This window comes from Aestuariivirga sp. (genome assembly GCF_044239095.1).
In the GTDB taxonomy this organism is placed as follows: domain Bacteria; phylum Pseudomonadota; class Alphaproteobacteria; order Rhizobiales; family Aestuariivirgaceae; genus Aestuariivirga.
The window spans coordinates 1-26,779 of sequence record NZ_JBIICB010000022.1; the positions used below are offsets into that span (position 1 = coordinate 1).

Genomic DNA, 26,779 nt, shown 5'->3' on the forward strand with positions numbered 1-26,779 from the left:
ATCCAGACACTGCATGAGCTGCGCGACGGCAAGGGCGAGGTTGACGACATCGATCACCTCGGCAACCGCCGTGTGCGCTCGGTGGGTGAGCTCATGGAGAACCAGTACCGTCTGGGCCTCGTCCGCATGGAGCGCGCCATCAAGGAGCGCATGTCCTCGGTCGATATCGACACGGTCATGCCGCATGACCTGATCAACGCCAAGCCCGCGGCGGCAGCCGTGCGCGAGTTCTTCGGCTCCTCGCAGCTCTCGCAGTTCATGGACCAGACGAACCCCTTGTCCGAGATCACCCATAAGCGCCGCCTCTCGGCCCTTGGACCGGGCGGCCTCACGCGTGAGCGCGCCGGCTTCGAAGTGCGCGACGTGCACCCGACGCATTATGGCCGCATCTGCCCGATTGAAACGCCGGAAGGCCCGAACATCGGCCTCATCAACTCGCTGGCGACCTATGCCCGCGTCAACAAGTACGGCTTCATCGAGACGCCCTACCAGAAGGTCATCGACGGCAAGGTGTCGAATGAGGTGGTCTATCTCTCGGCCATCGAGGAACAGAAGCACCACATCGCGCAGGCCAACGTGGCGCTGACCGCGAAGGGCGGCTTTGCCGAGGACCTCGTCATCGCCCGCCATGCGGGTGACGTGCTGACCGTTCCGGCTGACCGCATCGACTATGTCGACGTGTCGCCCAAGCAGCTCGTGTCGGTCGCTGCAGCGCTGATCCCGTTCCTCGAGAACGACGACGCCAACCGCGCGCTCATGGGTTCCAACATGCAGCGCCAGGCCGTGCCGCTCGTCCGCACCAATGCGCCGCTCGTTGGCACCGGCATGGAATCGGTGGTGGCGCGTGACTCAGGTGCTGCCGTCGCCGCCCGCCGTTCCGGCGTGGTGGACCAGGTGGATGCCAAGCGCATCGTCATCCGTGCCACGGAAGAGACCGATCCGTCGAAGTCGGGTGTCGACATCTATACGCTCGCCAAGTTCCAGCGTTCGAACCAGAACACCTGCATCAACCAGCGTCCGCTGGTGCGCGTGGGTGACCGCGTCAAGGCTGGTGACATCATTGCCGATGGCCCGTCGACGGATCTCGGTGATCTGGCGCTTGGCCAGAACGTGCTCGTCGCCTTCATGCCGTGGAATGGCTATAACTTCGAGGACTCGATCCTGCTCTCCGAGCGGATCGTGAAGGACGACGTGTTCACCTCCATCCACATCGAGGAATTCGACGTGATGGCGCGTGACACGAAGCTCGGTCCTGAGGAAATCACCCGCGACATTCCGAACGTCGGCGAGGAAGCCCTCAAGAACCTCGACGAAGCAGGCATCGTCTATATCGGCGCGGAAGTGAAGCCGGGCGACATCCTGTGCGGCAAGATCACGCCGAAGGGTGAAAGCCCGATGACGCCGGAAGAAAAGCTCCTTCGCGCCATCTTCGGCGAGAAGGCCTCCGACGTGCGTGACACCTCGCTCCGCCTGCCGCCCGGCGTGTCCGGCACGGTGGTCGAAGTGCGCGTGTTCAACCGCCACGGTGTTGACAAGGACGAGCGCGCCCAGTCGATCGAGCGCGAGGAGATCGACCGCCTCGCCAAGGACCGCGACGACGAGCTCGCGATCCTTGACCGCAACTCCTACGGCCGCCTGCACAAGTTCCTGGCCGGCAAGTCCGCGACCGGTGGACCCAAGGGCCACAAGATCGAAGGCAAGATCACCGACAAGACGCTCGATGACCTGCCGCAGTCGCAGTGGTGGAACATTGCGCTTGGCGACGAGAAGGCCATGGGCGAACTCGAGGCCATGAAGCAGCAGTACGACGAGTCGAAGAAGCGCCTCGATACGCGCTTCCACGACAAGGTGGACAAGCTGCAGCGCGGTGACGAGCTTCCCCCCGGCGTCATGAAGATGGTCAAGGTCTTCGTCGCCGTGAAGCGCAAGATCCAGCCGGGTGACAAGATGGCCGGCCGTCACGGCAACAAGGGCGTTGTCTCCCGCATCGTTCCGATCGAGGACATGCCGTTCCTCGATGACGGCACGCATGTGGACGTGGTGCTGAACCCGCTGGGCGTGCCCTCGCGCATGAACGTCGGCCAGATCCTCGAGACACACCTCGGCTGGGCTTGCGCCGGCATGGGCCGCAAGATCGGTGCGCTGCTCGACTCCTACAAGGACACGCGCAACGTGAAGCCGCTGCGGGACGAGATGAACCGCATCTACGGCAAGCATGACGAGCTGCAGAGCCTGGACGATAGCTCGCTTCTGGAAGCAGCGGAGAACCTCCGCCGCGGCGTTCCCATCGCCACCCCCGTCTTCGACGGTGCGCGTGAGGAAGACATTGCCGCCATGCTGAAGGACGCAGGTCTCTCGACCTCTGGTCAGGTGACGCTGTTCGACGGCCGCTCGGGCGAGCCCTTCGACCGTCAGGTCACCGTGGGCTACATCTACATGCTCAAGCTGCACCACCTCGTGGACGACAAGATCCACGCCCGCTCCATCGGTCCTTACTCGCTCGTCACCCAGCAGCCGCTGGGCGGCAAGGCGCAGTTCGGCGGCCAGCGCTTCGGCGAAATGGAAGTCTGGGCGCTCGAGGCCTATGGCGCGGCGTATACGCTGCAGGAAATGCTCACTATCAAGTCGGACGACGTTGCCGGCCGCACCAAGGTCTATGAGGCCATCGTGCGCGGCGATGACACCTTCGAGGCGGGCATCCCCGAAAGCTTCAACGTGCTGGTCAAGGAAATGCGCTCCTTGAGCCTCAACGTCGAGCTTCAGAACTCGCAGCAGAACGTATCCGGATAAACGATCGACGGCGGGAGGGAAGCCTCCCGTCTCCACCCTCATCCGATGTTGAACACCCTCGCGGGGGGACGCCCGCACAAAATGGAGAAGTGACCGATGAACCAAGAGGTCATGAACGTCTTCAACCCGGCAACGCCGGCCCCGACATTCGACCAGATCCGCATCTCGATCGCGAGCCCGGAGAAAATCCTGTCGTGGTCATTCGGCGAAATCAAGAAGCCGGAGACGATCAACTACCGCACCTTCAAGCCGGAGCGCGACGGGCTGTTCTGCGCCCGCATCTTCGGGCCCGTGAAGGATTATGAGTGCCTGTGCGGCAAGTACAAGCGGATGAAGTACAAGGGCATCATCTGCGAAAAGTGCGGCGTGGAAGTCACCCTCTCGAAGGTCCGGCGTGAGCGCATGGGCCATATCGAGCTCGCAGCCCCCGTCGCCCATATCTGGTTCCTGAAGTCGCTGCCGAGCCGCATCTCCATGCTCCTCGACATGACGCTGAAGGACGTTGAGCGCATCCTCTATTTCGAGAACTACATCGTCCTCGAGCCCGGCCTGACGCCGATGAAGCTGCATCAGCTCTTGTCCGAGAGCGAATATATCAAGGCGCAGGAAGACTACGGCGAAGACGCCTTCACGGCAGGCATCGGTGCCGAAGCAATCCGCGACATCCTGATGGCCCTCAACATGGAGCAGCTGCGCGATCAGCTCCGTGAGGAGCTCAAGAACGCCACGGGTGATCTCAAGCCCAAGAAGATCGCCAAGCGCCTCAAGCTGGTGGAGAGCTTCATCGAATCCGGCAACCGTCCGGAGTGGATGATCCTCACCCAGGTTCCGGTCATCCCGCCGGAACTGCGCCCGCTCGTTCCGCTGGACGGCGGCCGCTTCGCGACCTCTGACCTGAACGACCTTTATCGCCGCGTGATCAACCGCAACAACCGCCTCAAGCGGCTGATCGAGCTGCGCGCACCCGATATCATCGTGCGCAACGAGAAGCGCATGCTGCAGGAATCCGTTGACGCGCTGTTCGACAACGGCCGCCGCGGCCGCGTCATCACCGGCGCCAACAAGCGTCCGCTGAAGTCGCTTGCTGACATGCTCAAGGGCAAGCAGGGCCGCTTCCGCCAGAACCTGCTCGGCAAGCGCGTCGACTATTCCGGCCGCTCGGTCATCGTCGTGGGTCCGGAGCTCAAGCTGCACCAGTGCGGCCTGCCGAAGAAGATGGCGCTCGAGCTGTTCAAGCCCTTCATCTATTCGCGTCTTGACGCGAAGGGCCTCTCGGCCACGGTGAAGCAGGCCAAGAAGCTGGTCGAGAAGGAAAAGCCGGAGGTCTGGGACATCCTGGACGAGGTCATCCGCGAACATCCGGTGCTGCTCAACCGCGCGCCCACGCTCCACCGCCTCGGCATTCAGGCCTTCGAGCCGGTGCTGATCGAGGGCAAGGCGATCCAGCTGCATCCGCTCGTCTGCACCGCCTTCAACGCGGACTTCGACGGCGACCAGATGGCCGTGCACGTGCCGCTGTCGCTCGAAGCGCAGCTCGAAGCGCGCGTCCTCATGATGTCCACGAACAACGTGCTGCATCCCGCCAACGGACAGCCGATCATCGTGCCGTCGCAGGACATCGTTCTGGGCCTCTATTACCTCTCGATCATGCGCAAGGGCGAGCCGGGCGAAGGCAAGGCCTTCGGCAACATGGCCGAGATCGACCATGCACTGGCCGCGGGCGTCATCTCGCTCCACACCAAGATCAAGGGCCGTGTGGCTGACGTCAACGCGGAAGGCCGCCGCTACAACCGGATCATCGAGACGACTCCGGGCCGCATGAAGATCGGCGAGCTGCTGCCCAAGTCCATCGGCATCAGCTATGATCTCTGCAACAAGCTCATGACCAAGCGCGACATCTCCAAGATGATCGATGCCGTCTACCGCCATTGCGGCCAGAAAGAATCGGTCATCTTCTGCGACCGCATCATGAGCCTCGGCTTCTACAACGCCTACAAGGCGGGCATTTCCTTCGGCAAGGATGACATGGTCATCCCCGAGACGAAGGAGAAGATCGTCGGCGCCACGCGCGACCTCGTGAAGGAGTTCGAGCAGCAGTACATCGACGGCCTGATCACCCAGGGCGAGAAGTACAACAAGGTCGTGGACGCCTGGGCCAAGACCACCGACAAGGTGGCCGAGGAAATGATGGCGCGCATCTCCGCCGTGCAGGTGGACGAGAAGACCGGCCGCGAGAAGCAGATCAACTCGATCTACATGATGAGCCACTCCGGTGCGCGCGGTTCGCCCGCGCAGATGAAGCAGCTGGGCGGCATGCGCGGCCTGATGGCCAAGCCCTCGGGCGAGATCATCGAAACGCCGATCATCTCGAACTTCAAGGAAGGCTTGTCCGTGCTCGAGTACTTCAACTCGACCCACGGCGCCCGCAAGGGCCTCGCCGACACCGCGCTCAAGACGGCGAACTCAGGCTACCTCACCCGCCGCCTCGTGGACGTGGCGCAGGACGCCATCATCTCGGAAGTGGATTGCGGAACGAAGGCCTTCCTCACCACGCGTCCCATCGTTGACGCGGGCGAGATCATCGCCTCGCTCGGCAGCCGCGTTCTGGGCCGCACCGCGGCACAGGACGTGATCGATCCGGCAACCGGCGGCGTGATCGTGGCCAATGGCAACGAGATCTTGGAAGCCGATGTCGAGCGGATCGAGAAGTCGGGCATTGCAGAACTCCGCATCCGCTCGGTGCTCACCTGCGAGACCAAGTTCGGCGTCTGCGGCAAGTGCTATGGCCGTGACCTCGCACGCGGCACGCCCGTCAACATGGGCGAGGCCGTGGGCGTCATCGCCGCGCAGTCAATCGGCGAGCCGGGAACCCAGCTCACCATGCGTACCTTCCACATCGGCGGCACCGCGCAGGTGCTGAACGAGTCGTTCATCGAAGCCAATGCCGATGGCAAGATCGTCATCCGCAACAAGAACACCGCGAAGGACGCAACCGGCCGCCTCATGGTCATGGGCCGCAACTCCGCACTCGTCCTCGTCGACGAGAACGGCACCGAGCGCGCCGTCCACAAGCTGGGCTACGGCACCAGGCTCTATGTGGACGAGGGCGACAAGGTGAAGCGCGGTATGCGCCTGGCCGAGTGGGACCCCTACACCCGTCCGCTGATGACGGAAGCCGAAGGATCCGTCGAGTTCGAGGACGTGGTCGAGGGCGTGTCGGTGACCGAGTTGGCAGACGAAGCCACGGGCATCACCAACCGCGTCATCATCGACTGGCGCTCGAACCAGCGTGGTTCGTCCCTCAAGCCCGCGATCGTCGTCAAGGGCAAGGACGGCAAGGTGCAGAAGCTCGCCCGTGGCGGCGAGGCACGCTACCTGCTGTCGGTCGATGCTGTTCTCTCGGTCGATCCGGGCTCCAAGGTCACAGCTGGCGACGTGCTGGCGCGCATCCCGCTCGAAAGTGCGAAGACGCGTGACATCACCGGCGGTCTGCCGCGTGTGGCCGAGCTGTTCGAAGCGCGCCGCCCCAAGGATCACGCGATCATCGCGGAGATCTCGGGCCGCGTCGAATTCGGCCGCGACTACAAGAACAAGCGCCGCATCCGCGTCGTTCCCCAGGAGGAGGGTGCGGAGGCCGTGGAGTATCTGATCCCGAAGGGCAAGCACCTTCCTGTCCAGGAAGGCGACTTCATCGAGAAGGGCGAATACATCATGGACGGCAACCCCGCGCCGCATGACATTCTGGACATCAAGGGCGTGGAGGAGCTCGCCTCCTTCCTCGTCAACGAAATCCAGGAAGTCTATCGTCTGCAGGGCGTGAACATCAACGACAAGCACATCGAGGTGATCGTCCGCCAGATGCTGCAGAAGGTCGAGATCACGGACACGGGCGAGTCGACATTGCTCCTCGGCGAGCAGGTTGACCGCGAGGAGCTGGATCAGGAGAACGCCAAGCTCGCTGCCGAGGGCCTCAAGCCCGCGTCCGGCAAGCCGGTGCTGCTCGGCATCACCAAGGCCTCGCTGCAGACGCGCTCCTTCATCTCGGCGGCCTCCTTCCAGGAAACCACGCGCGTGCTCACCGAAGCCTCGATCATCGGCAAGATCGACACGCTCGATGGCCTCAAGGAAAACGTCATCGTCGGCCGCCTCATCCCGGCGGGCACCGGCGGCATGCTCTCCAGGCTCCGCCAGGTGGCGGACAAGCGCGATGCCCTGATCCTCGAGGAACAGGCCAAGGCCTCTGAACTGCCCGCGGCGGAATGAACGCCGCGGTTTTCTGAAACGCGAGAAGGCCCGGCCTCTAAAGCGGCAGGCGATCGGTTGAGATCACTGGAAGATTGGTGCTCCAACCGTCCTGCCGCTCTGGTCGGGCTCTCCAACCGGGCCGTCACCCCAGGCGCGCGCTCCAATCCTGCCGTCACCCCAGCTTCCGCTGGCATGACGGTGAGAATTGGGATTTGATCTCAACTGTCCGGGCCTTTTCTTTCAATGGAGCGTGCGATGCGCCGGTTGTCCTGCCTTTTCGTCTCGCTGCTGGCGCTTGCCGCGGCATCCCTTCCGGCGCGGGCCGATTTCGTCAGGGATTTCGCAGCCTGGCAGAAGCTCGGGCCTGACGGCCAGGCAGCCTATAGCATGGCACTGTTCGACGTGATGACCATCACCGTCAATGACGATCCTTTCACCGCTGCGCGCGCGGCAGGGCTCAGGGCCTGCGCACTGACCCTCCAGATCAAGGCCGCCAATGTTGCCCAGGCCATCACCAAGTTCTACGCCGACCATGCGGAGGCGCACCGCGCCACGCCCTTCATCGCCTTCAACGGCTATATCGAGCGGGGCGCATGCGCGCCGTTCATCAACAAGGCCCGCGCTGAGCTGGGCCTGCCCCCGATGAAGCCGTCACCGCTGCCGAAAGACCCGCAGCCCTGAACCAGGCTCAAGGCTGCGTGTTAAGCTCGGGCATGCCGAAGATCCGCTGGAAATTCACCTTCAGCGCCACGTCGAGATCTTGCATGGTCACAGGCAGTCCGAGGTCGACAAGGCTCGTCACGCCATGCTCGCGGATGCCGCAGGGCACGATCCCGGAGAAATGCGCAAGGTCCGGCTCGACATTGATCGAGATGCCGTGAAACGTTACCCAGTGGCGGACACGGATGCCTATGGCGGCAATCTTGTCCTCGCGCCCGCCGCGGCGCACCCAGACTCCCACGCGGTCCTCGCGCCGCTCGCCTGTCACGTTGAAATCCGCCAGCGTGTCGATCACCCATTGCTCGAGTGCGGCCACGAAGGCGCGCACATCGCCGCCGCGGCGCTTGAGGTCCAGCATCACATAGGCCACCCGCTGACCGGGGCCGTGATAGGTGTATTGCCCGCCGCGCCCGGTCTTGAAAACGGGGAACCGGTCCGTCTCCACCAGGTCCTGCGGCTGGGCGGATGTGCCAGCCGTGTAGAGCGGGGGGTGCTCCAGAAGCCACACCCGCTCCGGCTCCTCGCCGCGCCCGATGCTCTCGACATGGCGGTCCATGGCGGCCATCGCCTCGGGGTAGGGCACCACAGTGTCCGCAACCTCCCATGTCACAGGGTCGGCAGCGGCGAGTGTCAGGCGGATTGCGTTGCGCGTCGGCATGGCCTGGGCTTTTCCCAGTTTCGACTTTTGGGCGCAACCGTGTAATCGCCAGCAGCAGAGACGGAGAAGGGGGGGTTGCTTTTGCGGTCCGTCCCCGCTAAAGCCCCGTCCGTTAACTGAAACTCACACGCGGAGCCCGGCTCCGGCACATGAGGCCAAAAGCCTCCACATAGTGCCTGATCCATCCGGTGCCGGGAAAACCCGGTAACTTAAGGCCTCGCGGCGGAACAACCGGAAAAGGACCGTACCCGCATGGCACTGCCTGATTTCACCATGCGTCAGCTTCTCGAAGCTGGCGTGCACTTCGGCCACCAGACCCACCGCTGGAACCCGAAGATGCGCAACTACATCTATGGAAGCCGCAACGGCATCCACATCGTCGACCTTTCCCAGACCGTCCCGTTGCTGCACCAGGCGCTTGTCGCCGTGGCTGAAGCGGTGTCCAAGGGCGGCCGCGTATTGTTCGTCGGCACCAAGCGCTCGGCAGCAGAGCAGGTGGCCGATGCCGCCAAGCGCTCCGCGCAGTATTACGTGAATTCCCGCTGGCTGGGCGGCACGCTCACCAACTGGAAGACCATTTCCCACTCGATCAAGACGCTCCGCCACGTCGATGAGACGCTGGGCAAGGAAAACTCCGGCCTCACCAAGCGTGAGCTGCTCGAGATGACCCGCACCAAGGAGAAGCTCGACAAGGCCCTTGGCGGCATCAAGGACATGGGCGGCACACCCGACCTGCTGTTCGTGATTGACACCAACAAGGAGCAGATCGCCATCAAGGAAGCCAACCGTCTCGGCATCCCGGTGATCGCGGTGATCGACACCAACTCGGATCCGGCTGGCGTCACCTACCCGATCCCCGGCAATGACGACGCGGGCCGCGCCGTGGCTCTCTACTGCGACCTCATCAGCCGCGCCTGCATCGAGGGCATCTCGCTCGCCCAGTCTGGTTCGGGCGTTGATATCGGCGCCGCCGAGGAGCCAATGGCCGAGGACGTTCCGGCTGCTGAATAAGCAGGCCCCCCGGCTGTCATCAAATCGTCGAAGGGGCCTGCCGTAAACACGGCGGGCCCCATCCTTTCAAATCACATGAGGTAGAACATGGCCGAGATCACGGCTGCGATGGTAAAGGACCTGCGCGAGAAGACCGGCGTGGGCATGATGGATTGCAAGGCGGCACTTGCCGCCACCAGTGGCGACATGGAAGCCGCCGTCGACTGGCTGCGCGCCAAGGGCCTCGCCAAGGCTGCCAAGAAGTCGACGCGCATCGCCGCCGAAGGCCTTGTGGCCGTGGCGGTTGACGGCACCACGGGTGCGGTGGTCGAGGTCAACTCGGAAACCGACTTCGTGGCCCGCAACGAGAAGTTCCAGGCCATGGTCGCCGAGATCTCGAAGCTGGCGCTGAAGGCCAATGGCGATTCCGAGAAGCTCAAGACCATGCACATGCCGGGCTCGCCGCATGCGGTGGCCGAGTATGTGGCCGAAATGGTCGCCTCGATCGGCGAGAACATGACGGTGCGCCGCACCTCGGCCCTGTCGGTGACGGATGGCGTCGTCGGCGCCTACGTGCACAATCAGATCGCTCCCGGTGCCGGCAAGATCGGCGTCATCGTGGCGCTCGAATCAACCGGCAACAAGGCATCGCTCGCCGAGTTCGGCCGCATGCTGGCCATGCATGTTGCGGCCACAAATCCGGTGGCCCTCAACCTCGAGCAGGTGCCGAAGGATGTGCTCGCCCGTGAGAGCGCCATCCTTGAGGAGAAGAACGCCGGCAAGCCCGCCAATGTGCTGGAGAAGATCGTGGCCTCGGGCCTCAAGACCTTCGCCAAGGACAACTGCCTCCTCGAGCAGGCCTATGTGCATGACGGCGCCAAGACCGTGGCACAGGCCGTGGCAGAAGCCGCCAAGGCGGCTGGCGCGGATGTGAAGCTCGTGGGCTTCGTGCGCATGCAGCTGGGCGAGGGCATCGAGAAGAAGGAAGACGACTTCGCGGCGGAAGTCGCCAAGATGTCGGGCGGCCAGTAAGACACTCGAAAGGGCCCCGCTACCGGGGCCCTTTTTCTTGGTGCGGCCTGGCATTCCGTCAGTGGGCTGATGAATTTTCCGCCCGCACCGGACAGTTTCAGCCATCATCGCCCACTGTGACGAATCGGTTGCGCCGCTTTAGCGCGCGTTCCGACCAGGTGGAAACACCTGTTCGAAAAGAACTCGCGCAAGATCAATGGCTTGAGCATGATCTTATCGCAAAAGTGGTTTCCACTTTTGGCGTTCATGCTCTAGACTGGGCGCTCACGACAAACGGGGACATCCCGCCATGCCATCCACGCAGAAATACAAGCGCATCCTCCTCAAGGTCTCGGGCGAGGTGCTGATGGGCCAGCAACCCTACGGCATCGACCTCGATACGGTGGGCCGCCTTGCGGACGAGGTTTTGGCCTGCGCCGCCACGGGCGCGCAGCTGGCTCTCGTTATCGGCGGCGGCAACATCTTCAGGGGGCTCGCCGGAGCCGCCAAGGGCATGGACCGCGTCTCGGCCGATCACATGGGCATCATGGCCACCGTCATGAACGCGCTCGCCATGCAGGGCGTGCTGACGCGCAAGGGCATGGATGCGCGCGTGCTTTCCGCCATCGCCATGCCCACCGTCTGCGAGACCTATTCGCGCGCCAAGGGCATCCACCACCTGGAGGCGGGCCGGGTCATCATCTGTGCCGCGGGCACGGGTCTTCCCTTCTTCACCACCGACACCGGCGCGGCACTCCGTGCGGCGGAGCTGAGTTGTGATGCCCTGTTCAAGGGCACCAGCGTCGACGGGGTCTATTCGGCCGATCCGAAGTCCGATCCCTCCGCCCGCCGTTACGACAGGATCAGCTTCAACGAGATCCTGGCGAAAGATCTCCGCATCATGGATCCTGCCGCCATTGCCCTTGCGCGGGACAACGGGATTCCGGTAGTTGTGTTCTCAATCAGGAAACCCGGCGCCGTGGTCGAAGTGCTCAACGGCGGCGGCCTATACACGACCGTGACGAAGGATTGACGCGATGGCCCAGCCCCAACCCTATGACGCCCAGGACCTCAAGCGCCGCATGCATGGCGCGGTCGAATCACTCAGGCATGATTTCGGCGGTCTTCGCACCGGGCGCGCATCCTCGAGCCTGCTGGATCCGATCCAGGTTGATGCCTATGGCGCCAACATGCCGCTGGCCCAGGTCGCTTCCGTCTCGGTTCCGGAGCCGCGCATGCTGCAGATCAGCGTGTGGGACAGGGGCCTCGTGGTGGCGGTGGAAAAGGCGATCCGCGCCTCCAACCTCGGCCTCAACCCGCAGACAGAAGGCCAGGTGATCAGGCTCCGCATGCCCGACCTCACGCAGGAGCGGCGCAAGGAACTCGTCAAGGTTGCCCATCAATATGCCGAAAAGGCACGCGTGGCCGTGCGCAACGTCCGCCGCGACGGCATGGACCATCTCAAGCAGCTCGAGAAGGCCCACCTCATGAGCGAGGACGACCACAAGAAGAAGGCCGACGACGTGCAGAAGCTGACGGACGACACGATCAAGGAGATCGAGCAGGTGCTCAAGACCAAAGAACAAGAAATCATGCAGGTCTGAGGAACGCGCGATCTCCATGTCAGTCCCCGGCCTTCCCGATGGCGTGCCGCGCCACGTCGCCATCATCATGGATGGAAACGGCCGCTGGGCAACCGAGCGCGGCCTGCCACGCTCCGCCGGTCACCGCCAGGGCGTGGAGGCCTTGCGGCGCACCGTCCGCGCGGCGGGCGAAATCGGCATTGGCGTTCTGACGCTTTATTCGTTCAGTTCGGAAAACTGGTCCAGGCCCGCCTCCGAGGTGCGCTTCCTGCTGGAACTGCTGCGTCGCTTCATCCGCACCGATGTGGCAGAGCTTCACCAGGCCAACGTGCGCGTCATGATGATCGGCGACCGCGACGGCCTTGACGGCGCGCTGCGCACCATGGTCGAGGAGGCCGAGGCGCTGACCCGCGAGAATGACGGGCTGAAGCTCGTCATCGCCTTCAACTACGGCAGCCGCCAGGAAATCACCCGCGCCGTCGGCGTGATCGCGCGCAAGGTGGCGGAGGGCATGATTGCGCCCGGCGACATCACGCCCGCCGTCATCAGCGATCACCTGGATACCGGCGGCCTGCCCGAGCCTGACCTTCTGATTCGCACCGGGGGCGAGCAGCGCCTGTCGAACTATCTTCTCTGGCAATGTGCCTACACAGAATTCGTCTTCATCCCGGAGTATTGGCCCGAATTCGGCGCCGAGCTCTTAGGACGCGCCATCTCGGCCTACCGCATGCGGGACCGGCGCTTCGGCGGTGTCAAGGCGCAGTCCGCCTGATGACCGGCGGACAGGATTCTCCCGCACCGAAATGGGGCGATCTCGGCGTGCGCACGCTGTCCGCGGCCGTTCTCATTCCCGCCGTTCTGGCTGATGTCTGGGCAGGCGGCATCTGGTTCCACCTGTTCGTGGCGCTGATCGGCATCCTGATGGCGCTCGAATGGGTCACGATCGTGCACCGCGGCTCGCCCGTGCAGTTCGCGCTGCATGCAGCCGGCGCCATGTGCGGCGCGCTGCTGCCGCTGGACGTGGGGCTCGCGGGCGGGCTCATCGCCATTGCCGTCATTGCACTGCTGTCTGCGGCTGTCGCGGCCTATGAGGAGGGCGGCGGGCCGGCATGGCGCTATCTCGGCGTTCTCTATGTTTCGTTGCCGCCTGTCGCCTTCGTGATCCTGCGCAATGACCCATTGCACGGCGTTGCCGCCATTCTCCTCGTCATGCTTATGGTCTGGGCGGCGGATACGCTGGCCTATTTCGCGGGCCGGATCATCGGCGGGCCGAAGCTCGCGCCGTCGATCAGCCCCAAGAAGACCTGGGCCGGGCTTGCCGGTGCAATGGCGGGAAGTGCCCTTGCGGCGCTTGCGCTGGCCAAGGCGATGGGGTTGCAATCCGCCATGATCCTGGTTCTCATCGCGGCCATGCTGGCGATCGTGGAACAGGCGGGCGACCTATTCAAGTCGGCTATGAAGCGCCATTACGGTGCGAAGGATTCAGGAAGCCTGATTCCCGGCCACGGTGGGGTCATCGACCGGGTCGATGGTCTTGTTGCGGTGGCAACGGTGGCGGCCATCATCGGTGTGGCGCGGGCCGGGGTGGACGGTGCCGGAGCGGGACTTCTCGTCTGGTAACCTTGTTTCGCCGAATTCTTGCCGCATTGCTCGCCTCGACTGGCATTTCAGAGATGGCAAGCCTGCGGCCGATCACCTATCTATCACCTGCGGCGGCCATAACGGTCCGCCGGCCGGCAAGGGGAATGAGACATGGACTTCATGAGCGTGCTGCAACTGCCCTTCAGCACAACCGTTTTCTACGCCATTCCCTTCCTGGTGGCGATCATCGTCATCGTGTTCATCCATGAGCTCGGCCACTTCCTCGTGGCGCGCTGGTGCGGGGTGAGCATCGAGGCCTTCTCCCTCGGGTTCGGAAAGGAAATCACTGGCTGGTACGACAGGCACGGCACGCGCTGGAAGCTGTGCTGGGTTCCGCTCGGCGGCTATGTGAAGTTCAAGGGCGACGCCAATGCCGCCTCCATGCCCGACGCCGATGCCCTGGCTGAGGCAAAGCGCGATCCCGGCAATTTCCATGGCAAGCCGCTCTGGCAGCGTGCCGCCGTGGTGGCGGCGGGGCCCATTGCCAATTTCATTCTCGCGATCTTCATTTTCTCCGCCGCCTTCATGACGGTCGGCGCGCCGGTCATGGAGCCGCGCGTCGATGAGGTTATGCCCGGCAGCGCGGCAGAGCAGGCAGGCGTGCGCAAGGGCGACCTGATCGTCTCCATCGAAGGCCGGGAGATCGAAAGCTTCGCCCAGATCCAGCAGTCGGTGATCACCCGCGGCGGCGAGGAGCTCGCGGTCGTGATCGAGCGCGAGGGCGAGCGTCTCGATCTCGTCATTACGCCGAAGATCCAGGAAGAGCCCGATGGCTTTGGCGGCAAGATGCGCATCGGACTGCTCGGCGTTCGGCACAATCCCGACGGCGCCGTCAGCTATGAGCGCATGGGGCCGCTCGCGGCGGTGGAAGCGGGTGCAGAGCGCACCTGGTTTATCGTCGATGCGACGTTCCGCTATCTCGGCAAGCTGTTGACCGGCCGCGAGAGCGCAGACCAGCTCGGCGGCCCCATCGCCATGGCCAAGGCCGCGGGCGACGCCGCCTCGATCGGGTTGTTCCAGTTCGTGAATGTCATCGCATTTTTGTCGGTCAGTATAGGTCTCATTAACCTTTTCCCAATCCCTATGCTGGATGGTGGCCACTTGGTGTATTACGCAATCGAAGCAGTGCGCGGAAAGCCGCTTGGGGAGCGGGCGCAGGAGTGGGGTTTTCGAATCGGTTTCTCGCTCGTGATCATGTTGATGGTCGTCGGCACATGGAATGACCTCACGAGGGTCGCAACGATGTGGTTCGGTGGCTGATCAAGACGGGAAGTTTCATTTGCAAACCGTCTCCGGGCGGGTAAAACGGGCGACGGCAGGGATTCTAGTGGGGCGGCATGCGAACGGATTGGCCATTTGATGCGTTATAAGTTTGTTTTACCGGTTGTTTTGGCCTTCATTCTGAGTGTCGCGGCGCCGTTACTGGCGCCTGTGGGCCTGGTTTCATCTGCTTATGCGCAAACGGTCTCTTCGATCGTGGTCGAAGGTAACCAGCGTGTCGAGAACGATACTGTCCTGTCCTATGTCAATATTTCTCGCGGCGACGTTGCATCCGCCGATGATATTGACGAATCGGTGAAGGCGCTGTTCCAGACCGGCCTGTTTGCCGACGTTCAGATCACCCGCCGCGGTGGCACGCTCGTCGTGCGCGTCGAAGAAAACCCGATGGTCAATCAGGTCAACTTCGAGGGCAACAAGGAAGTCAAGGACGCCGACCTCGCCAAGGAAGTTGAGCTGCGCGAACGCATGATGTTCACGCGCGCCAAGGTTCTGAGCGACGTCAACCGCATCATCGCCGTCTACCGCCGGTCAGGCTTTTATTCCGTCACCGTCTCGCCGAAGATCATCCGCCTCCCGCAGAACCGCGTCGACCTGGTGTTCGAAATCCAGGAAGGCTCCGAGACGAAGGTGCGCAGGCTCGAATTCGTCGGCAACGATGCCTTTGACGACGGCAAGCTGAAGCGCGTCGTCGGCACCCAGGAGTATTCCTGGTGGCGTTTCTTCAACCGCAACGACAATTACGATCCCGACCGCCTTGAGTACGACAAGGAACTGCTGCGCCGTTATTACCTGAGGAACGGCTTTGCCGATGTGCGCGTGGTCTCCGCCGATGCCGTCCTCGCGGAGAACGGCGAGGGCTTCACCATCACATACACGGTCGAGGAAGGCCAGCGCTACAAGGTGGCCGACGTCGCCGTGAACGTTGGCGAGGCCCAGCTCAACTCGGATGATCTCGCTGCCAAGGTCCGCACCTCCGTCGGCGATTATTATGACGCCACGCGGGTTGACAGGACGGTGGAGAACCTCACCCTCGAAGCCGCCCGTCAGGGCTTCGTCTTCGCGCGTGTCAATCCGGACATCCAGCGCAACGAGGCCGACGGCACGCTCAACATCACCTACAACCTCGTCGAGGGACCGCGGGTCTACATCGATCGCATCGATATTGTCGGTAACACCCGCACCGAGGACCAGGTCATCCGCCGCCAGCTGCTTCTGTATGAGGGCGACGCCTATAATCGTGTCGTCGTGGAGCGCGCCCGCCGCAGGCTCACCGCACTTGACTTCTTCGAAAAGATCGACTTCCGCGAGGAGGAGGGCTCCGCACCCGACCGCATCGTCCTCATCGTCGAGGTTCAGGAAAAGTCCACAGGCTCCATCAACTTCTCGATCGGCTACTCGACGACCGAATATGTGGTGGGCTCGATTGCGCTGCAGGAGCGCAACTTCCTCGGCAAGGGCTACAACGTCCGCGCCAACCTGTCCGGAAGCTTCACGCGCCAGTCCGTCGACTTCGGCTTCACCAACCCCTATTTCATGGGGCTGCCGATCTCGGCTGGCTTTGACGTCTTCGCGACCAACACCGACAATGAGGATGCCTCGTCCTACACCAGCGAGCAGGTCGGCTTCGCGCTGCGCACCGGCTTCCGGGTCGATGAATACAGCAGCCTTACGTTCAAATACGGGCTGACCTGGCGCAGCATCAACAACATCTCAAGGGATAGCGCGTCCCCCGCGGTGATCGAGACCGAAGGCGATACGCTAAAGTCCTTCGTCGGTTCGTCCTTCACATGGGACAACCTTGATAACCCCATGCGCCCCACCAATGGTTTCCGCGGCCAGCTTGTGAGCGAGGTGGCAGGGCTCGGTGGCGACGTCTATTTCGGCAGCCTTGAGGCGCATGCCTGGTATTTCGTCCCGCTCTATGAGGATGCCGTTGTCCTGAAGATCGAGGGTAATGCCGGCCACGTTCAGCCCATCGGAGACGATGGCGTGCCTCTCCAGGACCGCTTCTTCAAGGGCGCCGACACGTTCCGCGGCTTCGCGGTCTCCGGCGTGGGTCCGCGTCAGGTGGGCAATGACGGCAGCTCCGATGCCATCGGCGGCCGCACCTATGCCATCGGCACGGTGGAAGTAAGCTTCCCGCTCGGCATCCCTCAGGAATGGGGCATCGAGGGCGCCGTGTTCAGCGACTTCGGCACGGTCTTCAATTCGGGTGTCGACTCGGTATTGGCTGAGACCGGAGATTGTTCTTACGGAAGGAATGATCCTGACGATGGTGACGACGCCAACAACGTGAACTGCGACGTCGAGGATACGGCTGAGATCCGTGCCACCGTTGGCGCTGGCATTATCTGGCAGTCTCCGTTCGGCCCACTGCGCTTCGAGGCGGCCTATCCGCTCATGAAGGCGGATTACGACGAGACCGAGTGGTTCCGCTTCTCCGTGGGTTCGCGCTTCTAGACGCGGCCTCTGCATCGGCCTAAATGTCTGGCGGGCGGCCCATCTGGGCCGTCCGTCACTTTTTGGAGCATAGGCCAGGATGAACGAGGGAACGACCGCGCCGGCACTGCAGACGGCGGACATCGCGCGGATCATGAAGCTTCTGCCGCACCGCTACCCGTTTTTGCTGATCGACCGCATGTATGACATGAACGGCGAGGAGAGCGGGGTCGCCGTCAAGAACGTCACCATCAACGAGCCCTTCTTCCAGGGTCATTTTCCTGGCCGCCCGGTGATGCCGGGAGTGCTGCTGGTGGAGGCGATGGCGCAGGCCGCGGGCGCCCTGGTGCTCGCCCATCTTGGCGACGAGCATGCGGGCAAGCTGGTCTTCTTCATGTCGATTGACAAGGCGCGCTTCCGCAAGCCCGTGGTGCCTGGCGACAGCGTGCACTTCCACGCCAAGCTCTCCAACAAGCGCCCGCCGGTGTGGAAATACTGGGTGGAAGCGATGGTGGACGGCAAGAAGGTGGCCGAAGCCGAAATCGGCGCCATGCTCATGAACGAGCGCGGCGCCTGATCCGTCACTTCGGCTGAGGCACCATGCGCAGATAGGGCTTCAGCGTCTTCCAACCGCCGGGGAACTTTTCCTTCGCGGCATCATCCGAAACGGAGGCGAGGATGATCACGTCGTCGCCCTGTTTCCAGTCGGACGGTGTCGCCACGGATTTCGTCGCGGTGAGTTGCAGCGAGTCCACCACGCGGATGATCTCGTTGAAGTTCCGCCCCGTGCTCATGGGGTAGGCGACGATGAACTTGATCTTCTTGTCCGGCCCGATGATGAACACGTTCCTCACCGTCGCGTTGTCCGCGGCCGTGCGGCTGCCCGCATTGCCGGACGCGTTGGGGTGGATCATGCCGTAGAGCTTGGCAACCGCGAGATCCTCGTCGCCGATCATCGGATAATTCACCGATGCGCCGGTCACGTCCTTGATGTCCTGCTTCCAGCGCTGGTGCGCCTCCACGGGGTCGACCGAGATGCCGATCAGCTTCACGCCGCGCTTGTCGAAGTCATGCTTCATTTTGGCGACGGAGCCGAGTTCGGTCGTGCATACGGGGGTGAAGTCCTTCGGGTGCGAAAAGAACACCGCCCAGGAACCCTCGATGTAGTCGTGGAAACGGATCCGGCCTTCCGTGGTGTCCGCCTCGAAGTCAGGTGCGATATCGCCGATCTGCAATGCCATGCTGGCCTCCGTGCATTTGTTCACGACCATATATAGCAAAGAATTCGTTCGTTAAAAAGAACAATTCGTTCTGATCTGACATCAACCCGCCTTTGCGGGAATCGCGGGACTCCGGCATGGTCCGGGTCTCACCGGAGTTTGCCACCATGTCTTACATCATTTCCTTCCCCGTCCTCGCCATCGTGATCGCCGCCTATCTGCTGGTGGCGCCCGGTGGCGGCATGCTGCTGGACGGCGACGCCTATACCGTGGCGCTCGCCTCTGGCGCTGAGATGACTCTCAGGGCAGGGGACTTCATCATCATCGCGGGCCTCATCGCCCTGTTCCTCGAAATGCTCAAGGCCGCCCGCCCCGGCCGCGCCAGCGTCGTCGATCACATTCTCTCCACCGCTACCTTCGTGGTGGCGCTGGTGTGCTTCCTCCTCGTCGAGGCCGCGGGAACTCCCACCTTCTTCCTGCTGACCCTGATGACGCTCATCGACGTCCTCGCCGGTTTCTCAATCTCGCTCTTTGCGGCGAGGCGCGATTTCTCGGTCGACAGTGGGAGGTAGGATCAACTATCTCAATTCTTACTTTAGATTGATAATTCTTCACAAATTTTTTATTTTTGATAGAGTAGTTCCCGCGCAGATGGAGGAACTGTCATGCGTGAACCCTGTTTCTCGGTCATTCGTGCGTTTCTTGCCATTCTGATTGCCTTCCGCCATGCGCCGCCGCTGCGCGCGCAGGAAAGCCGCTCGCCGATTGCCGCCATCGCTCACGGCGCCTTCGTGGATGCCACGGGCAAGCAGATCTTGCTGATCGAGAAATTGATCACCGAATCCATCGCCTGGTACCGCAACGACGTGATGAATCGCGTGCCCGCTAATCGCCGCGCGGTGAATGAGAAGCTGCCTGGCGAAGCCCGTCGCTCCCGCGTGCTGAGCGTCAATCAGCGCCTTTTCCTCGAAATTGGCGCAGCGAAATTGCTCTGCGCCAACTCCCAGCGCTTGCTCGTCGATGACAGGAACCGCAGGGCGCTGAACGCCTATTGAAGGTCTCCGATGATGCCAAGTGAAGAGGATAAGCAAAATCACAAAGAACAAGAGTTTCGTTCTCTTGGGCGATTTGTCTTCGGCTCGCCGCCAGATTTTTTCAAGCCATTCTTAGTATTAGACGATTTGTCTCCGACTCCTCTTGCTGGCATCAATCAGGTCTTTCGTGGAAATCTTCAATCCGCTTTTGCCGTTGGTAGCATTCCGTACCTGTTGGTCCATACTGGGCAAGTTGATCAACGATACGCCGCAATCTTCGCAGGCGAGAGAATTCGCCAGCTTAAAGACGACAGGCCCGATGAGGAAAGAGAGCGGTTGGCAAGAGCCAAAACAAACAAACGTATAGAGGAGGAACTTGCTCAGACGACGCTGATTGACCTACTGGCACGCCAGACGCTGTCGGTATTGGATTATCATCTCAATCATGCCGAATTTGATGTCGCTGCAGCAGAGCTTCTCAGCCAACTGATAGTAATGTCCTGGGGAGCGTTTGAAACTCTCGTCAACGATACCATCCGTGGCTTGCTTAACCACCACCCTCATCTGGTTTTGAATGTCGTAAAGAGCCAAAAGTCAAGGGATAACGTCTTTGGTAGAGACGCTCTCGTTGAAGCACTGGCTTCTTCCAACTTTGACCTGTCATCATCTATGGGTGATGTTTTCTGTGATTGGGTACGGCTAGATTCCTTTGAGAGAATAAGAGAAATAACTAGCATTGTGTTGCAAGATAACGAGCTTGATACTTCGCTCAAATCGTCAAAGTTATGGAAGGCGTCTCAAGACCGAAATCTGATTGCTCATCGTCGCGGAATTGTGGATGGAAAGTACGCAAGAGTGGCGGCACCGGAGCTAGCGGTGGGAAGTCGGTTTTCTCCAAACACCGACTACGTCGAAGCAGTGATAAGTGAAGTACGCGACATTGGAATTCTACTAGCTTGTTCTGCTAACTCGCGATTTGTTGAATTGGAGAAACATAAGAGGCAGCAGTAGTGGCTGCGACTTGTTTGAATTGACTAGAGCCACTACGCCTTTATGCGTTCGCCCTTCGGGTCATAGAAGGACTGCAATTGCACCTTCGCCGGGCAACGTTTCCAGGCGAGTTCAACCTCCCAGCTGCCGCTCTCGATCCACTCCTTGGTCACACCGTCCTTGTTGTGCACATAGCCTAAGCCCAGCGACAGGTTCACCCGGTGCCCGAAGGCGCCTGACGTGGTGGAGCCGACGATCACGCCGTTCCGGTAGATCGGCTCCTCGTGGTAGATCATCGGCGCCGTCTCTGAGTTGTCCTCCAGCGCGATGCACACGAAACGCTTGCTCAGCACCGGCAGCGCCTTCTGCTTGATGAGCGCATCCCGCCCGATGAAGCCGCCGGGCTTGTCCCACGCAACGGCAAAGCCGAGGCCTGCCTCAACCGGCGTATCCTCATCCGCAATGTCATGGCCCCAGTGGCGGTAGGCCTTCTCGGTGCGGCAGTTGTTCATGGTGTGCATGCCGGCGGGCGTCAGGCCGAACTCCTTGCCCGCGGCCAGCAGCGTCTCGAACACATGGGCTGTGAATTCCGTGGGGATATAGAGTTCCCAGCCAAGCTCGCCCACATAGGTGATGCGGCTGGCGCGCACCCGCGCATGTCCGATCTCGATTTCCTGCGAGGTGCCAAAGGGGAATGCCGCGTTCGAGAGATCAGCACCCGACAGCTTCTCCAGCAGCGCGCGCGACTTCGGCCCCATCACCGCGATCATCGGCAGGCCAGAGGTGATGTCGGTTGCCACGCAATGCGCATCCGCCGGCGTATGGCGCTTCAGCCAGGCCATGTCGCGTGTCTGCGGGGCAGCACCGGTCACCACGAGGAAGCGGTCCTCGCCAAGCCGCGTCACCGTCAAGTCGGCCTCGATGCCGCCGCGCTCGTTCAGCCACTGGGTATAGACCACGCGGCCCGGCTCCACGTCCACATTCGCCGCCGAGACGCGGTTCAGCACCTTGGCGGCATCGCGGCCTTCCACTGAATACTTGGCAAAGCTCGACTGGTCGAAGAAGGCGCAGTTGCTCATCAATTGCTTGGCCTCATAATCAGCGCAGGGGAACCAGTTCTGGCGGCCATAGGAATATTCATATTCGGGCTTCACACCGCCGCGCGCATACCAGTTGGGGCGTTCCCAGCCATTCACCTCGCCGAATACCGCGCCCAGCTCCTTCTCGTAAGTGTAGAGCGGCGAACGCCTCACACCGCGCGCCGTTTCCGCCTGCCGGTAGGGCCAGTGCATCGCATAGAGCAGGCCGAGCGACTCGGAGACGCGCTCGCGCACATAGGACTTGACCGACTGGAACGGATGGATCCGGCGGATGTCCATGCCCGTCACGTCCATCGGCGGGTGGCCGTTCTTGATCCATTTGGAGAGAACCAGCCCCGCGCCGCCTGAGGACTGGATGCCGATGGAGTTGAAGCCCGCCGCTACATAAACGTTGTTCACCTCCGGCGCTTCGCCCAGATAATACTTCACGTCCGGCGTGAAGCTCTCAGGCCCGTTGAAGAACAGCTGGATGCCCGCTGTCTCCAGCAGTGGCACGCGGTTGATGGCATTGGCGAGGATTGGCTCGAAATGGTCCATGTCCTCAGGCAGCGTCACGAAGGCATGTTCCTCGTCGATGCCGCCGCCGCCCCAGGGCTTTGCCTTGGGCTCGAAGGCACCCACCATCAGCTTGCCCGCGTCTTCCTTGTAGTAGGTGCATTCATCCGGCACGCGCACCACCGGCATGTTGCGCGGCAACTCGCCGATGGGTTCCGACACGATGTAGAAATGCTCGCAGGCATGCAGCGGAATGTTGACGCCGATGGAGCGCCCGAGATCGCGCGACCACATGCCGGAGGCCACCACCACCTTGTCGGCGAGGATGGTGCCGTCTGCCGTCTCCACCCCATAGGCGCTGCCGTTCTTCGTCAGGATGCGCGTGACCTTCACGTTCTCGATCACCTTGGCCCCGCGTGAGCGCGCGCCAGATGCCAGCGCCTGCGTCACGTCGATGGGGTTCACCTGCCCGTCCTTGGGCAGAAACACGCCGCCCTTGACGTTCTCCATGTTGTAATGCGGCAGCCGCTCCTTGATCTCGGCGGTGGAGATCACCTGCACGTCGAGGCCGAAGTTCTTGGCCATGGAGGCGCCGCGCATCAGCTCCTCGAGGCGGCCATCGGTCAGCGCGATCGAGATCGAGCCATTCTGCTTGAAGCCCGTGGCTTGGCCCGTCTCCTTCTCCAGCCCCTCGAACAGCGTGGTGGTGTATTTCGCAAGCTCGGTCAGGTTGCGCGTGGCGCGCAGCTGGCCAACCAGGCCCGCCGCATGCCAGGTCGTGCCAGAGGTCAGCTGCTTCCTCTCCAGCAGCACCACATCCGTGATGCCCTCCTTCGTCAGGTGATAGGCAATCGAGCAACCGACGATGCCACCGCCGATGATGACGACGTCGGCGCGGGCGGGCAGGGACTTGGACATGTGGGAAACTCCGATGATTCAGGCGGCATTCCCCTCCCCCTTGTGGGGAGGGGCAGGGGTGGGGGTGATGCCGGAGCCTTGCGCACCAGCACCCACCCCGCAGCACGACCCCCACCCCTTCCCCTCCCCACAAGGGGGAGGGGGAGTGAAGAGGGCCGCGTCGCAAGATTTGTTCTTCTATCAGTTTGCATGCTTCCCCCGAAAGCGCCAAACCGCCTCACGGGAACGAGCCAGCCATTCACCTCCGGCGTTGACTGTGCCGTCCCGGCGGTCTAAACGGCCACCATGCGCAATGCCCCGTTCATGACATCCTATTATCCGCCGTCCTCATAACGGCGGGCGCATATCTAGAACGTGAACCGCTGCTTACCGGCGGTCACCCCAGAAAGAGCAGGCTTCCGGCACGCAGCCCGAAAGGAGCCTTCTCGATGAAAACAAACCCTCGAATCAGGACCATCGGCCTCTTCGGCTTCGGTGCCTTTGGCCGCCTGTTGGCCCGGCACCTTGGCCTGAGGTTCCAGCTGGTGATCCACGATCCGTTCCAGTCGCCCGATAGCATCTGGCGCTTCGGAACCTTGGCGGAGACTGCCGCCTGCGATCTCGTCATCTTGGCCGTACCGGTGGCTGACATGAAGGATATGTTGCGCCGGATCGCCCCGCATCTCCGGCGCGGGTCCATTGTGGCGGACGTGGGCTCCGTGAAGCTCGCCCCCACGCGGCTGATGGCGGATGAGTTGCCTTCCCATGTTGAAGTGCTAGGCACCCATCCGCTCTTTGGCCCGCAGAGTGCGGCGGCGGGTCTGGCAGGGCACAAGATCATGCTCTGCCCGGTGCGCTGCCCCTCCGCGCGCCACATCGCCGCCTTCCTGCGCAGTAGCTTCGGCCTGCGCGTTTTCATCACCACGGCAGAGGAGCATGACCGTGAGGCTGCGGTCGTACAGGGGCTCACCCATCTGATCGCCAAGGTGCTGGTCCGCATGGAGCCCCTCCCGAAGCGCCTCACCACCGCGAGCTTCGAGCATCTGATGCGCGGGGTGGAGATGGTCCGTCACGATGCGCCTGGTGTGCTCGATGCCATTGAGCGCGAGAACCCATTTGCGGCCGGCGTGCGTGAGCGCTTCCTCACCGAGGTGGAGGCGGTACATCGCCAGATTGAAGCGATGCAAGGTGTCCCGGCCCCGCCAGCCCTGCCTGAAGGGGGGTGCCAGCGGCCAAATTCCTTTGCAGGGAAATTCCGTTTGGACTAAATCGTTCGAAACAACGAACGGATCGTTCCATGCATCAGGGTGACATCTCCCCGGCCGAGGCCTTCCAGCGGCTCAAGAACAATCCTTCAGCCGTTCTGATTGACGTGCGCACCCAGCCTGAATGGGTGTTCGTCGGCGTTCCCGCCGTCGAGCGGTTGATCAGGCTGTCCTGGCAGGTCTTTCCGTCCATGCAGGTGAACGGCAATTTCGTGGCCGAGATCGAGCAGATGGGCCTGCCGAAAGACACCGAAATCCTTTGTATCTGCCGCTCCGGCGCGCGCTCGGCGTCTGCCGCCTCGGTGCTGACGGAGGCCGGCTTCGGCAATGCCTGGAACGTGGCCGAAGGCTTCGAGGGCGACAAGGACGCCGCGGGCCACCGCGGCACGCTCGGCGGCTGGAAGGCAGCTGGCCTTCCCTGGGTCCAGAGTTGAGGCGCAGGCGATGAAAAAGCACAAGTCGGACCCGCACTCCTGGGGCGATGCCACCAAGCTCGTGCGCGGCGGCCTTGACCGCTCGCCCCATGGTGAGACGTCGGAAGCGCTCTATCTCAATTCCGGTTTCGTCTATGACCAGCCCGAAACCGCCGAGCGCCGCTTCGCCGGCGAGGAAGACGGCTATGTCTATGGCCGCTACGGCAACCCCACCGTCACCATGTTCGAGGAGCGCCTGGCGCTACTCGAGGGGGCGGAAGCCTGCTATGCGCTCGCCTCCGGCATGGCTTCGGTCTTTGGTGCGCTCGCCTGCCAGCTCCGCGCGGGCGACCATCTTGTGGCATCCCGTGCGCTGTTCGGCTCCTGCTACCAGGTGGTCACCTCGATCCTGCCGCGCTTCGGCATCCGCACCACGCTGGTGGACGGCGGCGACCTTGCTGCCTGGCGCGAGGCCATCACAGCCGAGACCAAATGCGTTTTCCTCGAAACGCCGTCAAACCCGACGCTTGACGTGATCGATCTCGAGGCGGTCTGTGGCATCGCCAAGGCCAAGGGCGCCAATGTGGTGGTCGACAACATCTTCGCCACCCCCATCCTGCAGCGCCCGCTCACCTATGGGGCGGATGTCGTGGTCTATTCCGGCACCAAGCATATGGACGGGCAGGGCCGCGTGCTGGGCGGCGCCATCGTCTCGAGCAAGCTGTTCAAGGACGAGCAGTTGAAACCCTTCCTGCGCCACACCGGCCCGTCGATCTCGCCGTTCAACGCCTGGGTCCTGCTGAAAGGTCTCGAGACCATGAAGCTCCGGGTGGAGGCGCAAAGCCGGTCCGCCCACACCATCGCCGCGGCGCTCGCCGCCACGCCGGGGGTCACCCGCGTCCTCTATCCGCATCTCGATTCGCATCCGCAGGCGGCGCTCTCGCGCAAGCAGATGACGCTCGGCGGCACCATGGTCACCTTCGAAGTGGCGGGCGGCAAGACGAAGGCCTTTAACGTGCTGCGCCATTTGGGGATCATCGATATTTCCAACAATCTCGGTGACGCCAAGTCGCTGATGACGCATCCGGCATCCACCACCCACCGCAACATCGGCGCCGAGGCCCGCGCCATGATGGGCATCACCGATGGCATGCTGCGGCTCTCCGTCGGCCTCGAGGACACGGCTGACCTGATGGGCGACCTGAGCCAGGCGCTGTCGGCCTGACTAGCGCGCGTTCCGACCAGGTGGAATCACCTGGTCGAAAAGAACTCGCGCAAGATCAATCACTTGAGCATGATCTTGCCGCAAAAGTGGTTTCCACTTTTGCGGATCATGCTCTAAGGGCCTCCTCAACGGCCCGGGCTTCTGCCGAGCCGTACCGATACCCCGAGATGCAGCAGGGCCACAACGCCCATCAGCGCAGCCGCGATGCCCAACCCTTCGAGCCCGAAAGCCTCGAGGATGCGGGCAGCGGCGGCTGAGCCCACCGCAATGCCCGCATAGATCATGGCCGCGTTGAGGGCCAGCGCCAGTGCCACGCCCGCCGGCGCGATCGCTGCCAGCCTGGACTGCTGCGGCGGCATGAAGCTCCAGGCGACGCTGCTCCACACGGCGACGAGCACGGCGAGGATCACCGGATGCCATGGCATGATGGAGAACAGCGGCAGCAGCACGATATGCGCCGCGCAGACCAGCGCCAGGGTGCGGTGCGGCCCGATGCGGTCGCTGAGGTAGCCGCCAACATGGTTGCCGCACATGGCGCCGAGCCCGAACAGCACGAGATAAAGGGTGCGCGCTTCCGGGTTGCTGCCCGCCGACACCTCGATCAACGGCGCGAAATAGGTGAAGACAATATAGATCGCCGCCATCAGCGTCGCGGTGAAGGTGACAGAGATCATCAGCCTGAAATCCCGCAGCGCCCCCAGGATCGCCCGCACGTTGCCCGCCGGAAACTGCAGGCTGGGCGGAATGGCCCTGATCAGCACCAGCGTGCAGATCGCGGCCAG

Annotated in this window: 20 protein-coding genes and 2 pseudogenes; 18 read left to right on the forward strand and 4 right to left on the reverse strand. The window is 62.6% G+C overall.

Annotated features, from left to right (window positions below):
- The 3 genes from rpoB to ACILRA_RS03710 all read left to right on the forward strand — a co-directional run.
- The coding region (gene rpoB / locus ACILRA_RS03700; protein ID WP_395660744.1) for a DNA-directed RNA polymerase subunit beta at window positions 1-2,790 on the forward strand (2,790 nt) is incomplete at its 5' end.
- 96 nt (window positions 2,791-2,886) lie between these two features.
- Window positions 2,887-7,053, forward strand: a complete 4,167-nt coding sequence (rpoC, locus tag ACILRA_RS03705; protein ID WP_395660745.1) for a DNA-directed RNA polymerase subunit beta' — start codon at window positions 2,887-2,889, stop codon at window positions 7,051-7,053.
- Window positions 7,054-7,290: 237 nt separating this feature from the next.
- Complete coding sequence (locus ACILRA_RS03710) at window positions 7,291-7,716, forward strand: hypothetical protein (RefSeq protein ID WP_395660746.1); 426 nt, start codon at window positions 7,291-7,293, stop codon at window positions 7,714-7,716.
- Between the two features lie 7 nt (window positions 7,717-7,723).
- On the opposite strand, the gene lipB is transcribed toward ACILRA_RS03710, so the two are convergent.
- Entirely contained in the window at window positions 7,724-8,413 is a 690-nt protein-coding gene (gene lipB, locus ACILRA_RS03715) for a lipoyl(octanoyl) transferase LipB (RefSeq protein ID WP_395660747.1), read from the reverse strand.
- A 252-nt stretch (window positions 8,414-8,665) separates the two neighbouring features.
- Between lipB and rpsB the strand changes: the two are divergent.
- The 9 genes and pseudogenes from rpsB to fabZ all read left to right on the forward strand — a co-directional run.
- Window positions 8,666-9,415, forward strand: a pseudogene (rpsB, locus tag ACILRA_RS03720) (30S ribosomal protein S2); the annotation flags it as partial.
- A 96-nt stretch (window positions 9,416-9,511) separates the two neighbouring features.
- Window positions 9,512-10,435 (forward strand): translation elongation factor Ts, encoded by a 924-nt coding sequence (gene tsf / locus ACILRA_RS03725; RefSeq protein ID WP_395660748.1) that lies wholly within the window; start codon window positions 9,512-9,514, stop codon window positions 10,433-10,435.
- 289 nt (window positions 10,436-10,724) lie between these two features.
- Window positions 10,725-11,447, forward strand: a complete 723-nt coding sequence (gene pyrH / locus ACILRA_RS03730) for a UMP kinase (RefSeq protein ID WP_395660749.1) — start codon at window positions 10,725-10,727, stop codon at window positions 11,445-11,447.
- A 4-nt stretch (window positions 11,448-11,451) separates the two neighbouring features.
- Window positions 11,452-12,018, forward strand: a complete 567-nt coding sequence (frr, locus tag ACILRA_RS03735) for a ribosome recycling factor (protein ID WP_395660750.1) — start codon at window positions 11,452-11,454, stop codon at window positions 12,016-12,018.
- 16 nt (window positions 12,019-12,034) lie between these two features.
- A complete protein-coding gene (locus tag ACILRA_RS03740; protein WP_395660751.1) occupies window positions 12,035-12,769 on the forward strand; it encodes an isoprenyl transferase in 735 nt (244 codons plus the stop codon).
- Window positions 12,769-13,617, forward strand: a complete 849-nt coding sequence (locus ACILRA_RS03745; RefSeq protein ID WP_395660752.1) for a phosphatidate cytidylyltransferase — start codon at window positions 12,769-12,771, stop codon at window positions 13,615-13,617. Before ACILRA_RS03740 ends, ACILRA_RS03745 begins: the two co-directional genes overlap by 1 nt.
- 132 nt (window positions 13,618-13,749) lie before the next feature.
- A complete protein-coding gene (gene rseP, locus ACILRA_RS03750) occupies window positions 13,750-14,898 on the forward strand; it encodes an RIP metalloprotease RseP (protein WP_395660753.1) in 1,149 nt (382 codons plus the stop codon).
- A gap of 99 nt (window positions 14,899-14,997) precedes the next feature.
- Window positions 14,998-17,379 (forward strand): outer membrane protein assembly factor BamA, encoded by a 2,382-nt coding sequence (gene bamA, locus ACILRA_RS03755; RefSeq protein WP_395660754.1) that lies wholly within the window; start codon window positions 14,998-15,000, stop codon window positions 17,377-17,379.
- A 79-nt stretch (window positions 17,380-17,458) separates the two neighbouring features.
- The gene (gene fabZ / locus ACILRA_RS03760) at window positions 17,459-17,935 is read left to right on the forward strand and encodes a 3-hydroxyacyl-ACP dehydratase FabZ (protein WP_395660755.1); all 477 of its coding nucleotides are present in this window, start codon (window positions 17,459-17,461) and stop codon (window positions 17,933-17,935) included.
- 4 nt (window positions 17,936-17,939) lie between these two features.
- Here fabZ and ACILRA_RS03765 read toward each other — a convergent pair whose 3' ends face one another.
- Window positions 17,940-18,599: a peroxiredoxin gene (locus tag ACILRA_RS03765; protein ID WP_395660756.1), complete on the reverse strand. Its 660-nt coding sequence runs from the start codon at window positions 18,597-18,599 to the stop codon at window positions 17,940-17,942.
- Between the two features lie 146 nt (window positions 18,600-18,745).
- On the opposite strand from ACILRA_RS03765, the gene ACILRA_RS03770 reads away from it, so the two are divergent.
- From ACILRA_RS03770 to ACILRA_RS03780, 3 genes are all read left to right on the forward strand, one after another.
- Entirely contained in the window at window positions 18,746-19,150 is a 405-nt protein-coding gene (locus ACILRA_RS03770; protein ID WP_395660757.1) for a hypothetical protein, read from the forward strand.
- A gap of 93 nt (window positions 19,151-19,243) precedes the next feature.
- Window positions 19,244-19,633 (forward strand): hypothetical protein, encoded by a 390-nt coding sequence (locus tag ACILRA_RS03775; protein ID WP_395660758.1) that lies wholly within the window; start codon window positions 19,244-19,246, stop codon window positions 19,631-19,633.
- A gap of 9 nt (window positions 19,634-19,642) precedes the next feature.
- Window positions 19,643-20,623 (forward strand): hypothetical protein, encoded by a 981-nt coding sequence (locus tag ACILRA_RS03780; protein ID WP_395660759.1) that lies wholly within the window; start codon window positions 19,643-19,645, stop codon window positions 20,621-20,623.
- Window positions 20,624-20,655: 32 nt separating this feature from the next.
- Here ACILRA_RS03780 and ACILRA_RS03785 read toward each other — a convergent pair whose 3' ends face one another.
- Window positions 20,656-23,115 (reverse strand): FAD-dependent oxidoreductase, encoded by a 2,460-nt coding sequence (locus tag ACILRA_RS03785; protein WP_395660760.1) that lies wholly within the window; start codon window positions 23,113-23,115, stop codon window positions 20,656-20,658.
- A 428-nt stretch (window positions 23,116-23,543) separates the two neighbouring features.
- Here ACILRA_RS03785 and ACILRA_RS03790 point away from each other — a divergent pair, with 428 nt between their 5' ends.
- Genes ACILRA_RS03790 through metZ form a run of 3 tightly spaced genes read left to right on the forward strand, consistent with a single transcriptional unit; the run spans window position 23,544 to window position 25,997 of the window.
- Window positions 23,544-24,362 (forward strand): prephenate dehydrogenase/arogenate dehydrogenase family protein, encoded by an 819-nt coding sequence (locus tag ACILRA_RS03790; protein WP_395660761.1) that lies wholly within the window; start codon window positions 23,544-23,546, stop codon window positions 24,360-24,362.
- A 29-nt stretch (window positions 24,363-24,391) separates the two neighbouring features.
- Window positions 24,392-24,793 carry a rhodanese-like domain-containing protein gene (locus ACILRA_RS03795; RefSeq protein ID WP_395660762.1) on the forward strand — a complete coding sequence of 134 codons (402 nt, stop codon included), beginning with the start codon at window positions 24,392-24,394 and terminating at the stop codon, window positions 24,791-24,793.
- Window positions 24,794-24,803: 10 nt separating this feature from the next.
- A complete protein-coding gene (gene metZ, locus ACILRA_RS03800) occupies window positions 24,804-25,997 on the forward strand; it encodes an O-succinylhomoserine sulfhydrylase (protein WP_395660763.1) in 1,194 nt (397 codons plus the stop codon).
- 125 nt (window positions 25,998-26,122) lie between these two features.
- Here the strand turns inward: metZ and ACILRA_RS03805 are convergent.
- A pseudogene (locus tag ACILRA_RS03805) lies at window positions 26,123-26,779 on the reverse strand (hypothetical protein); the annotation flags it as partial.